At 31.3% G+C, this 12,831-nt stretch carries 10 protein-coding genes; 8 read left to right on the forward strand and 2 right to left on the reverse strand.

Annotated elements, in window-relative coordinates; genetic code table 11:
• Nucleotides 1-46 precede the first annotated feature (46 nt).
• Entirely contained in the window at nucleotides 47-1,009 is a 963-nt protein-coding gene (locus B3040_RS17595; protein ID WP_291576201.1) for an alpha/beta hydrolase, read from the forward strand.
• A gap of 433 nt (nucleotides 1,010-1,442) precedes the next feature.
• A complete protein-coding gene (locus B3040_RS17600; RefSeq protein WP_291576203.1) occupies nucleotides 1,443-1,700 on the forward strand; it encodes a hypothetical protein in 258 nt (85 codons plus the stop codon).
• A gap of 174 nt (nucleotides 1,701-1,874) precedes the next feature.
• Here B3040_RS17600 and murC read toward each other — a convergent pair whose 3' ends face one another.
• Both murC and B3040_RS17610 read right to left on the reverse strand, forming a co-directional pair.
• Nucleotides 1,875-3,296 carry a UDP-N-acetylmuramate--L-alanine ligase gene (gene murC / locus B3040_RS17605; RefSeq protein ID WP_291576206.1) on the reverse strand — a complete coding sequence of 474 codons (1,422 nt, stop codon included), beginning with the start codon at nucleotides 3,294-3,296 and terminating at the stop codon, nucleotides 1,875-1,877.
• Nucleotides 3,297-3,700: 404 nt separating this feature from the next.
• A complete protein-coding gene (locus B3040_RS17610) occupies nucleotides 3,701-5,215 on the reverse strand; it encodes an alpha/beta hydrolase family protein (protein WP_291576209.1) in 1,515 nt (504 codons plus the stop codon).
• 684 nt (nucleotides 5,216-5,899) lie between these two features.
• Here B3040_RS17610 and B3040_RS17615 point away from each other — a divergent pair.
• From B3040_RS17615 to B3040_RS17640, 6 genes are all read left to right on the forward strand, one after another.
• The gene (locus B3040_RS17615) at nucleotides 5,900-6,574 is read left to right on the forward strand and encodes a response regulator transcription factor (protein ID WP_291576211.1); all 675 of its coding nucleotides are present in this window, start codon (nucleotides 5,900-5,902) and stop codon (nucleotides 6,572-6,574) included.
• Entirely contained in the window at nucleotides 6,571-7,605 is a 1,035-nt protein-coding gene (locus B3040_RS17620) for a sensor histidine kinase (protein WP_291576213.1), read from the forward strand. Before B3040_RS17615 ends, B3040_RS17620 begins: the two co-directional genes overlap by 4 nt.
• Before the next feature lie 209 nt (nucleotides 7,606-7,814).
• Nucleotides 7,815-9,329: an alpha/beta hydrolase family protein gene (locus tag B3040_RS17625; protein ID WP_291576215.1), complete on the forward strand. Its 1,515-nt coding sequence runs from the start codon at nucleotides 7,815-7,817 to the stop codon at nucleotides 9,327-9,329.
• Nucleotides 9,330-9,390: 61 nt separating this feature from the next.
• Nucleotides 9,391-9,624 carry a hypothetical protein gene (locus B3040_RS17630; RefSeq protein ID WP_291576217.1) on the forward strand — a complete coding sequence of 78 codons (234 nt, stop codon included), beginning with the start codon at nucleotides 9,391-9,393 and terminating at the stop codon, nucleotides 9,622-9,624.
• A gap of 368 nt (nucleotides 9,625-9,992) precedes the next feature.
• Nucleotides 9,993-10,754 carry an ABC transporter ATP-binding protein gene (locus B3040_RS17635; RefSeq protein WP_291576219.1) on the forward strand — a complete coding sequence of 254 codons (762 nt, stop codon included), beginning with the start codon at nucleotides 9,993-9,995 and terminating at the stop codon, nucleotides 10,752-10,754.
• A 30-nt stretch (nucleotides 10,755-10,784) separates the two neighbouring features.
• Entirely contained in the window at nucleotides 10,785-12,731 is a 1,947-nt protein-coding gene (locus tag B3040_RS17640; RefSeq protein WP_291576221.1) for an FtsX-like permease family protein, read from the forward strand.
• Nucleotides 12,732-12,831: the final 100 nt, after the last annotated feature.

Here is a 12,831-nt window from a genome sequence, read left to right on the forward strand (position 1 = left end):
ATTCGCCAAGGAACCCTATAAATAAATATTAATTAGGGGGATACTTATGAGTTATAAAAACTTTTATGAATTTGAACAATACTATTCAATACCATTCTCTGAAGAAAAGTATGAGGAGGTTTTAAATATACTTCTTCAGGCAAAGGAACTTTTACCAAAGGAGGAATATGAAGAAAATCTGTTTGAACTTATGGTAGATGAATCTAGGATATATACTCGAACCAATAATAGTGACAGTTGTATTAAGCTTATAAAAAGAGCACTTGAAAAAGATTATCCATTTCCATTACATTGGCCAAACTTTGATCTATTAAGAAATCATCCTGAATATGAGTCTCTTAATAATTTAAATGTAAAGCTACTTCAACAGGCTAAAGAAAATTCTAAGCTAAAATATGAAGTTCACCTTCCAAAATCCTATGATTCAACAAAAAAACATCCATTATTCTTTTGCCTACATGGTGATGGATTTCATTGCAATATGAGAAATAATAGCTGGTATTGGAAACCTGATGCACTTTTAGAAAAAGGGTACATAGTTGTATATCCTCAATCATCACAAATGTATTTTCATAACAGCTTTGGCTGGCTTAGGGATCCAGCTATATCAAGAAAAGAGCTAAAAGCTTGCTATGAACAGTTATTATTAGATTATTCCATTGATGAAACTTGTGTAATAATTGGAGGTTTCTCTGGTGGTGCAACTACTTCTATTAATATTGCTTTTGAAAACACTATGCCAATAAAAGGGGTTATTGCATTATGTCCTGGTGATTATTTAGATAACATGGGACTTGAAGACACAAAGAAATTTGCAGAAAGAAAAACAAAAATAGTTATTCTTGAAGGGGAAAAGGACACTGACCCAACTGTTCAGCATCTTTTAAAATTATTTAAAGAAGTTGGACTTGCCCATGAATACCATATTAATAAAGGAATTGGTCACTGGTATCCAGAAGATTTAGCTGAAAAAACTTTGAAGGCCGTGGAATTTATACTTAGCAACTAATTGAGGACATGTCAATGTCCTAAGGAGGCAATAATTTTGATTTAGAATACTTAATAGTCCATAAAGGCTCACTGCCAATGGCATTTTGAGTGGTAGGTAAGTATAAAACTATAATACTAGCAACTTTTTACATATGGTATAATTATAGAATTCAAGTGTTAATTGTTAGAAATATGGGGGGATTATCATTAAAAGAAAGAATTTATTTAAGACTATAGTTAGGACTTATATAATCATTGTAATAGTCACTATAATTCTTAGGCTGTTTTTTCAATTATCACCAATTGGCAATTATACAGATGCTGGATTAATTATAGTAGGTTCGTATTTATTTACTTCCTATGTAGTTAGAGAGAAAATATTAAATAAAATAATTGCTAATATTGTTTTTATTTTTATTTCAATTACTACTATAACGTATCCACTAATCTTTTTGGATCAAAAAGAAATTTACTTTACTTCACCAGAAAAAACTAATACAGTGGTGATTGTTGAAAGATCGTTCTTGCTTGGGGGATACAGTACCATATATGAACAAAAGCTCTGGTTATTTAAAAAGCCAGTGAACTGGAATAGAATTGATGGATTAAATAGTTTTTCCAGTGGGTATTTTACAATCCATTGGATTAGTGAGAAGGCAGCTATTATGAAACGTAATGGGGAACATTATGGTCAAATAAATTTAGATTAAATCAGGTTTTTATAAAATTAGAGTTGGATGCTGGTGGGAGATTAATACCACCGATATCCAACTCTAATTTCATTAAATAACCATTACTCAAGGTCTTAAGTTTTGTTTAGAACATGGTTTGAAGATCAAATTTATTTTATTCATCTTCAATATTTGCAGAAAAACAAGTATGAACTATGATTTCTTATTTAATGCATCAATTATTTTTCTAGATAATTTATAGGATTCACCTGCTCCAAAAACAATGATTATGTCTCCACTTTTAGCTTCATTAAGAATTTTATTACATATTTCATCAGAGGTTTTTATATGCTCTGCTTTATGATTACCTATTTTAGCACATAGTAGTTCAAAATCAACAGGCTCTAGATTTTTGTTTGCTTCTCTTCCTAAAAAGGGTTTTGTAATGATTACTCTGTCAGCTTTTTCAAGTGCTAGAGCAAACTCATTGAAAAATAGCTTTGCTCTTGAAAGTTGATGAGGCTCAAAAACAGCAAACACCTTCCTGTCAGGATAACTAAGTTTAATTGAAGATAAGGTAGTGGCTACTGCAGTAGGATGATGAGCATAGTCATCAAAAATCCTAATTCCATGAACTTCTCCTATTAATTCTAGTCTTCTACCTATTCCCTTGAAGTTTTCAAAGGAGTTCTTTATAGAATCCATATCAACACCTAGTTCTAAGGCTGCAATTAGAACTCCTAAAGAATTCTCTACATTATGCTTACCTATCAAGCCAAGGTTAAAATTATATTCTTTATGATTACTTAGGACTTTAAATGAAGAGTGGTTAGGAGCATTTAAAGTTAATTCTGCTTTATATTCTGAGTGGAAGGGGAAGTCTATCTTATTATCCATATAATAGCCAATGACCTTTATTCCTTCATCCCTTAGCCACTGCTTTAATTCAAATAATATTTCACCAATAGCTAAGCTATCTTCATTAACAATTAAAATTTTAGGACCTTTTAGTTTCTTTATAAAATTTTTGAAGGAAGTCTTAACTTCAGTTATATCTTTAAAAAACTCAGGATGATCCATTTCCACATTGTTTATTATTGCAATTGAAGAGCTATAATTTAAAAAATTATTATTGAATTCATCAGCTTCACATACAAAGTAATCAGATTTTCCAAGCCTATAGCCGCCACCCCATTTCTTAAAGGTGGTTCCAGCTTCCACAATTGGATCAAGTCCTCCATTTTCTAAAACAAGCCCCATTAAAACTGTAGTTGTAGATTTGCCATGGGTACCTGCAATGGAAATAAGAAACTTTTCATTTTGAATATATTTTGAAGAAAACTCCTGCCAGGTCATTAAAATTCCTCTTTTTCGAGCTTCCACTATTTCAGGATGATTAGGAGAAATGTCCAAAATAGCAGGTGATATAGCTAAGATATTGATATCTTCAATATGGCTTAAATCATGACCTTGTAAAATATCTATACCATTTTCTGAAAGAGCATCTTTATAATACCCTGATGCATTCAAGTCACAACCAGAAACTTGAAATCCACTATTTTTTGCTATGATTGCTATGGGTGCAGCACCGCTTCCGCATATTCCCATGAAATGTACTTTAATTTTGTTGTCCAATATAATTCACTCCCGTTATCATATTACTTAAACTAAGACTACGATTTATAAACCCTTTCAGCTACTACTTATTAGAAATAAAGCAGCCTTAATAGGAAATTACAATTATAAATCAATTATAACATTATTTTACTATTATTTCCATAAATAGCCTATAAAGATGGTACTTAGTAGCGATATGTTGAAGCGTACCACAAATAAATAATAAAAGAGGCCTTAATATATTAAGACCTCAGTTTGTTCGGATTTTCGATAATTGCGTAGATACATTTGAGAAAAAAATAAAGTTTGCATATTCCTAATCGAAGCAAAGATAAGAGAAATGGCCTCACATCTTTCAAAATAATCTATAGTATTCATGAAAAATTTCTGTGGTGTTTATTTAGTATTTTTTTGAGGGAATCTCAATCCATGTTTGATAAAAGTGGAGTAATAAACTTAACTTCTGGAAACTTATTGTTTGGCTCAGTTATCAAACTTCCATTTTCATTTTTTAAATACTTGTTAAAGAAATCTAGAATATATGAATTTACAATGGTATTGGCTCTTTGTGGATTAATATTTCCTGTTGCGCCGAATAATTTGAAAATCGGAGAAAAGAATTGTGAGTCAGTGAAATTTAAATGTGCTGAATTCCCAATATATATTGTTTGCCCTCCGATGTTCGCTGAGTTCCTCATAAGATTGAGTTCGGCTTTTTTGTCAGCAGTTTCTTCAGTTTTCCACTCCCTTGTGGTGCCAATTTCCTTAAGTTCTTGGTCGCTGTAGACATGGTTATCTATAACCATTTTAATATTTTTAAATTGCTCCTCTGAGTCAATGAACAAAAATGGCTTATTGGGGCCTGTTCTACTGTCAAGTCGGTATAAACCTCCATCAAGATCTATTCCAGCTATAATTCTAGGATCATATGAAGAATCATAAGCTGTTGCACCGCCTATGGAATGACCGAAAATGCCTATATGAGCCAAATCAAACTTTCCTTTAAGGCTGCTTTGAACTTGACCGGAATTGATTAATTGCAATTCATTAAGAACAAAAGTCACATCATCGGTTAAAACCTTTCCAATTTTGTCACGGTTATTCCTTGTAGTTCTATAATCATCATTTGAGGAAAAAAATTCATTTGTTTTGCAAGCTGTAATTTGACCCTCGGGAAATACAGTGGCAAATGTATTATATGTATGATCGATAGCTACAACGATATATCCATGGCTGGCAAGATTTTCGGCTTGAGACGTATGAAGAAATCTGGAAGAGCCGAAGCCGGGATTTATAATAATAAGAGGGTATGAATTTTTAGCAGTAGAGATATTGGCATCTTTATATGAATGGCTCAAAACATACTTTAGATATTGAAAAGTACACCATGGAAGACTATAATTTTCTGCCATTGGCTTCAAAATCTGAGTATCGGGGATAAAAGGCATTGGTCTTCCATGAGTATTTTCAGCAGGATACCATACCTGGATCATTAGTTCTCTCTTTCTGTTTGTCTCTTTATCTAATATTTCACTTCTTTGCTGATCAATTAGATGAAAAGCTTCTGTGCCCACCTTAAATGTTCCAGTTGGATTGGGCAAGGTGAACACGGGAAAGATATACATTAAGCTAGCAGTTACGAGAAGTGATGCAATAATAAAAGTGTTTCCGAGAATGCGTTTACCACGTGAGGCTTTGCTAGACACAGGTGCTTTGTGATAATTAAAAGTTGAATAGACAAATACAAGTACAGTAATACAGTATAAAAATATAAGCTGAAATCTATAACCTTCAACTAAGAGGTGAATAATGAGCATAGCTAGGCTGGCTACGCTTGTAAGCATAAATGCCGATTTGGGAAGGCGCTTTTTTAGTAAAAAGTTCTCCACTGAAAAAACTACATTTAGCAATAAAAGCAACATTTCAAAAAGTCTCATTTGAATACCTCCATAAGTACCACAATCTGATTGGGAATTATTTGTCGTGATTTGTTTTCTCATTTGATTATAATGAACATAGAGTTCATTATCCATTTCTTCACCTTACAAAGCCATATTTGTTACTTACATTTCTGTCACATTAGACTTCTTTATATTTTTAGGTTTATACAAGTAGAACGTATTATATAAGTAAAGACATGCTATAATTGTAATAATATAAATTTAAAATCTTATGAGCTAACTTATTGATGAGTAATGAAAAAATTCTAATAGTGGATGACCATAATGAAATAATTAATTCACCAGCTATAACCAATATAGAAAGTGCTTTTTCAACAAATATTACGAACGTGACAGTAATTCTGATAGGGTTTATAGTAATAATAAGATGAGCTCCGATGAAACTTCAAAGATATAGGAGCATATAGAACTTATCATGATAGTGCAAAAGGTACTATTTTTAAGTTTATAAGCTTTTTAGGGTCATTTGATAAAAATGAAGATTCATATACAACTAGAATATACTGGGTTTAAATACTTGTTATATTGATATTATGGAAAATTAGACAAAATAAATTAAAAGTCTATAGTATACCTGTTATGGTGAAACATACTATAAGTAAATGAGATTTTGCATAACATAATTTTGATAATTAATGGGTAGTGAAAGGAAGATTTTTTATGTTTAAAATTATGATAATAGAAGATGATCTTAAAATGAGAGAAATAATTTTAGAAAACATTGTAAGATGGGGATTTGAAGGATATATTGTGCAAGACCTTAACAAGGTGTTTGATGATTTTGTAAAGTATGAACCACATCTTGTCCTTATGGATATAAACTTACCCTCCTACGATGGTTTCTATTGGTGCGGTAAAATCAGAGAAGTATCAAAGGTCCCTATAATATTTATTTCCTCGAGAAATACTAATATGGACATAATCATGGCTATAAACATGGGTGGAGATGATTTTATACAAAAGCCCTTTTCTCTGGATGTACTGATGGCAAAGATAAATGGACTTTTGAGAAGGACTTATAATTATACAAATGCCTTTTCAAACATAATTGAACATAATGGGGCGGTGCTTAACATTAAGGATAACTCAATAATATTTAATAATAGAAAATTAGAGCTTACTAAGAATGAGTTTAGAATTCTATATACTCTTATGAAGGATAAGGGAGAAATAATAAGCAGGGATAATATAATGAGAGCATTATGGGAGGATGAGAGTTTCATAGATGACAATACTTTAACGGTAAATATTAATAGACTCAGAAAAAAGCTTGAGGATTTTGGACTTGTTGATTATATTCAGACGAAGAAGGGCCAGGGTTATGTAATATTATGAGGTTTACAAAATTTTTAGCAGATAAGAAAATTTCCATACTGTGCTTTTTCTTGCTCATGATATTTATATCACTAGTAATTTATCTAGATAAGGCATTTAAAGTAGGTGCAGCAAATGTATTATATATCAATTTAGTTTCAACTTCTTTTTTTGTACTTTATTTGATTGCTAAGTTTCTGTATTATAAAAGTTATTTTAAAGCCCTAAATCATATTGTTAGAAATGAAAGCGATGAAATAATAAACCGCCTGCCAAAGCCTAAAAGCTATGAACAAACTCTTTATAATCAGGTGCTTGAAGCTTCATACAATGAACAAAGTGCTAAGATACAAAGGCTTCAGGAACAAAAAAAGGACCATGAAGAGTTTATAACTTCTTGGGTACATCAAGTTAAGACTCCTATAGCAGTAGGTAAATTGCTCATAGAAAATGATTCAAGTTCTCCAAGTAAGGATACCTTGTATAGCATAGAAGAAGAACTAGGCAAAGTAGAAAACTACATAGAACAGGCGCTTTATTATTCTAAAATAGATGACTTTTCAAAAGATTATCTTATAAGTGAGGTTGAGTTAAATAGATTAGTGAAGGAAGCAGTAAAAAAGCAAGCTAAGACTTTTATTAATAAGAAAATAACTATAGAAATCAAAAATACAGATTTCATGGTAATAACAGATAAAAAGTGGCTGTTGTTTATTCTAGATCAAATGTTATCTAATTCTTTGAAGTATACTTCTATAGGTGGGAAAATCAAAATTTATGGGTTAATTGAGGCTAGAGTTCAAAAGCTTATTATAGAAGACAATGGTATAGGAATCAAGCCTGAAGATCTTGATAGAGTATTTGATAAAGGCTTTACTGGGTATAATGGCAGAGAAAATTATAAATCAACTGGTATAGGGCTTTATCTTTCTAAACGGTTATCAAGGAAGCTTGGGCACGACATGTCAATTGAATCAAAATATGGAGATTATACAAAAGTAGCTATTATATTTCCTAAGCATCTAGACTATTTTGCAGTATCAGGAGAGTAAAATCAGATATATATAATTATGTTTTAAAAGTGGTGCTGCCACTTTTTTCTTTTGTGACAAAAATGTAAGTTATAAATATGGTTTTGTAAGCTAAGAAAATGGTTTGATAGAAAGTAATTTTATACAATAAGACTGTAGATTAAAACGAAACATAGGACGGAATAATTAATAATTAGTTTGCGTTTTAAAGTAATACAGGAGGGGATCCAATGAGGATATTTGAAGTAGTATTAATTTTGGTAAACTTACTATCTATATGTCTTAGCTTTAGAAAGCAGTCAAAAGTAGTTAGGCTAGGGATGGCGGGGATAAATCTATTTCTATTCTTAATCCATGGCATATTTGAGGGATTTAGGTATCAGATGATTTTTTCCTATATCTTTGTTATTATTTTTGTATTATTTGCCTTAGTAAAGGCAAATAATAAGCTTTTTCAAGCTAAAATTCCAAAGATGTTTAAGGTAATAATATGTAGTTTGTCTACTATATTTCTTATAGTTACATTAGTATTAGCTTATGCTCTTCCAGTATTTAAGTTTCCAAAGCCAACAGGAAATTATGATGTAGGAATACAGTACTTTAATTTAATTGATGAAAATCGGCATGATCCTTTTCTGGAGGAGGGGTCTAATAAGAGAGAGCTGATGGTTAAGATTTATTACCCTGCAAAGAAAGATAACTCAAAACCATTTGATAGATATTTTCACAATTCATCTCAACTTTTAAAAGCTTTTGCTTCAGGCTATCATATGCCAGAATTTATGTTTAGCCATCTAAGATTAATAAATACAAACTCTAAAGAAAACTTACAAGTATCAGATAAAGAGCAAAGCTATCCAGTAATTCTGTTCTCTCATGGAGCAGGTACAACAATGGAGGTTCAAACTTCACAGTGCGAAGATTTGGCTAGTCAAGGATATATTGTAGCTGCTATAGACCATACTTATGTATCTTGGGCAACGATTTTTCCAGATAGAGTTGTTACAGCTCAAGAGGCTAAAACTGACTTTAAAGTAGCAGATCCTGCAGAGACGATTACTCAAATTATGGCTGATGATTCTAAGTTTGTAATTGACAGTTTAGTTAAAATCAATGGAGGACATATTGATTCTAATTTGAAAGGAAGGTTAAATATTGATAAAATTGGTGCTATTGGTCACTCAGTGGGAGGCGCAGTAGCATATAATTTGGCGATTAATGATAGCAGAATTAAGGCCGCAGTGGATTTAGATGGGATTGTTTTTGTTACTCCTAAAAATAAGTCGCAAGATATGACACCTTTTTTGATGATAGCAAATGATAAATATCATGTTCAAGGAATCCAGAGTAGAGAACCTTTAATAAAAAAGTTTGAGGATATGACGGAAGAGGATCGAAAAATAGCTATTTCAATGTATGGTAGTGAAGAGTTGTATAAGGAGGCTTACCAAAAAGCAGCTCAAAATATCATAGGACTTGCTGAAGTGCTTAAATCCTCAGGAAACCTATTTACCATTGAAGGTAGCGATCATATGAAGTTCACAGATTTAGGGTTTTTTATAGGTTTTAAACAGTTTAGAGAATTGATTGGCATAGGAGGAAATACTACTCCAACAAGGTGTCTTGAAATCACTAAGTCAGTAACAGTGACGTTTTTTAATAAACACTTGAAAAGTGAAGGAAAAGACACGTTACAATCTCAGCTTAATAAGTATCCAGAACTGAAAAAAGTTAATTTACAATAAGTTTACTAGGATTATTTTGCATGATAAAATTAATTCTATAAAAAATCAAGGAGGGTTTATTATGAACCAAGGACAAGAAAAGTTTTTAGTCTATATTTTAGAAAGAGTACAAGAAGATAAAATTGAAGAAGCAAGAAAACTGCTTGAAGACAACTTTAAGAAACAAGCAGAAGGTACTTTCACCCAGGAGGATGCTTTACAATTCATGCCTAAAATTATTTCCTTATTAAAACCTGAAAAGGTAAATGAAGTACAGGAAGTTATGAAGCAATTTGCTCAAAATATAAGACATTAGAAGATAGCAGGCTTAGTTTTAATTAAGCCTGTTTTTTATTTTGTGTTTTTTCCTAAATGTCTTAAATGGTTCTTATCAATAAAATAAGTAGTACATACCTGATATAAAAAATCGCTGTGTGACAAAAATGTAAGTTAGGAATATAGTTTTGTAAGCTAAGAAAATGGATTTAAAGAGCTTAATTTTATACAATAAGACTGTAAGATGAAATAAGAAAAACTGAAGCATAACAATTAATAATTTTTGCGGGCAGACTACGAGTGAGAGCAAGTAAGCTAGAGTAGCCCCCAGAAAAAAATTAGGAATACAGTAGGCATGAAGATTAATAATCTTCATGTACTTTTAAGGAATACAGGAGGGTAATATCAATGAAAGATGTTTTAGTAGCTAAGAATTTAAGGAAGGTTTACGGCTCAAGAGGCAATGTATACACTGCACTGCATGATATAGATTTAAATATTAAAGAAGGTGAATTTGTAGGCATAATGGGACCTTCAGGGGCAGGAAAAACAACACTTTTAAATATAATTTCAACTATAGATAAACCAAGTAGTGGTACTGTTACTATAGACGGTGAGGATATAGTAAAAATGAATGAAGATAAGTTGTCTGTGTTCAGAAGAAATAAACTAGGCTTTGTTTTTCAGGATTTTAATCTTTTAGATACCTTAACAGTAAAGGAAAATATAGTTTTACCATTATCTTTATCTAAAGTAGATTTAAATGAAATAAAACAAAGACTGAAGGAAGTTTCAGAAAGCTTAGGTATAGAAGATATCTTAAATAAGTATCCTTACGAAATTTCTGGAGGCCAAAAGCAGAGAACAGCAGCTGCTAGAGCCATTATAAGCAAACCTGCTTTAATTCTTGCAGATGAGCCTACAGGAGCTTTGGATTCAAAAGCATCTACTGAACTTCTGCAAGCTCTAAGTAATTTAAACGAAGAAAGTAAAGCTACTATTATGATGGTAACTCACGATGCTTTTGCAGCCAGCTATTGTAGAAGAATAATATTTATTAAGGATGGTCTATTATTTACAGAGCTTGTTCGTGGTGGGGGTCGAAAGGAGTTCTTCCAAAAGATACTAGATGTACTTAAGACTTTAGGCGGCGGTTTAGCTGATATGTAATAGATTTATCTAGATGGGAGAGTGAAAATTATGGGCTTATTTGATATTGCCTTTAAAAATATAAAAAGAAACTTTTATAACTATTTTTTATACTTTGTATCCATGGTATTCAGTATAATGATTTATTTTACCTTTACTTCGATACAATATAATACTCAGGTGCAAAAGATTGTTGGAGCTTCAATGAATTTTTCTGTTGTATTTAAAGCAGCGGCTATAGTTATTGCAATATTTGTTACTATTTTTATTTGGTATTCAAACGCCTTCTTTATAAAGAAAAGAAAAAAGGAAATCGGCCTATATTCTTTGCTTGGAATAAGAAAAAGGCAAATAGGTACAATGCTTTTTTATGAGAATATTTTTATGGGAATGGCTGCACTTATAGCAGGTATTATCATGGGAAGTCTCTTGTCAAAATTATTTATAATGTTACTTATTAGACTTATGGGCTTTTCAGCAAACATAAGCTTTATGATACCTTCAATGGCTGTGTTAAATACCGCCAGCGTATTTATTATATTGTTCTTAATAACATCGATACATGGTTACAGACTTATATATAAGTTTAAGCTTATAGAGCTTTTTAAAGCAGAGAGTCAAGGGGAGAGGGAACCAAAAACTTCTGTGTTTCGTTCAATATTATCTGTGTTGCTTATTGGTAGCGGTTATTTCATATATACAAAGAGCTTATCCAGTTTTGGTATTTTTGCAATACTAATAACTTTAATACTAACTGTAATAGGGACATTTTTGCTTTTTTCTTCATTAACTCTGCTTATTATAAAGCTTTCAAAGAAAAATGAAAGAACCTATTATAAAGGGATAAACATGATTGAAGTTTCTCAGCTTTTATATAGAATTAAAGGCAGTGCACGAACTTTAGCAACAATTGCAATCTTAGGTGCTGCTACACTTACGGCTATGGAAGTATCCTCAAGCTTTTACTACGATCTTTCAGTAGACTTGCAGAAAAACTATGGCTTTACTTATGCTTATGCTAGTAATGATAAGGCTTTAGATAAAAAGGTAGAAGCTGTGATTGAAAAATATCCTCAAAATAAACTTATTACTTCTTTAGATATGAATTTTACTAAAGTAAATGGACAGTGGCCGGACTTGGTTATGGAAGCTTCAACAAACCAAACCTATGATGCAAGCTTTTATATAATATCAGAGAGCAATTATAATGAAATTGCAAATATAAGGGACTTGAAGGATAGGATTAAATTAAAAAACAGCAGTGAAGCAGTTGTATTTAGTCAAAGTTTAAATTTTACCACTAACTATGATTATGCTGGGAGAACTATTACAATAAGTGAAAAAAACGAAAAGCAGACTATGAAGGTAACAGACTTTAAAAACTATTCACTTTCAAATTCCGGTATGATGAGAAATGCAGTAGTTGTTGCGGATGAGGTTTACAACAAATACAGCACAAAAAATAATGCATTCAGAATAAAAGGATATATTACTGATAATAAAAAAGACAGCGAAGAACTTACTTTTGATTTGACAAGCTTATTATCACAGGAACTTCAGGAGAGTGATGATGACTTTTTTAAAGTTACTTCATATTATTCACAATATAAAGGCGGACTTGCTTATTCAGGACTCATAATTTTTATCGGTGCTTTCTTAGGGCTATTATTCCTAGCAGCTACTGGAAGTATAATATTTTTTAAACAGCTGGCAGAGGCTAATGATGATAAAAGTAGGTATATAATTCTTAGAAATATAGGAGTAACAAATAAGGAGATAAAAAATTCTATAAGCAAGCAAATTTTTATTGTTTTTGCTTTGCCTTTGGTCATTGGAATAATGCATAGCGTAGCAGCCTCTACACTTTTATCAAAACTTATGAGAACAAATTTAACATTGCCTATAATTATAACAATAGGTACTTATACTCTTATATACATGATTTATTATTTCTTAACGGTAAACTCTTACTATAATATTGTTAGTTCGGATAATTAGTTTCGTTAATGGAGTAAATATATCCGCCCAATCCAGCTAAACTTTCCTGAGTATTTCTATTATTACTTTTAAAAATAAGTAGGATTAAATAATTTAATTA

This window comes from Clostridium sp. UBA4548 (genome assembly GCF_002387895.1).
Classification (GTDB): Bacteria; Bacillota; Clostridia; order Clostridiales; family Clostridiaceae; genus Clostridium_J.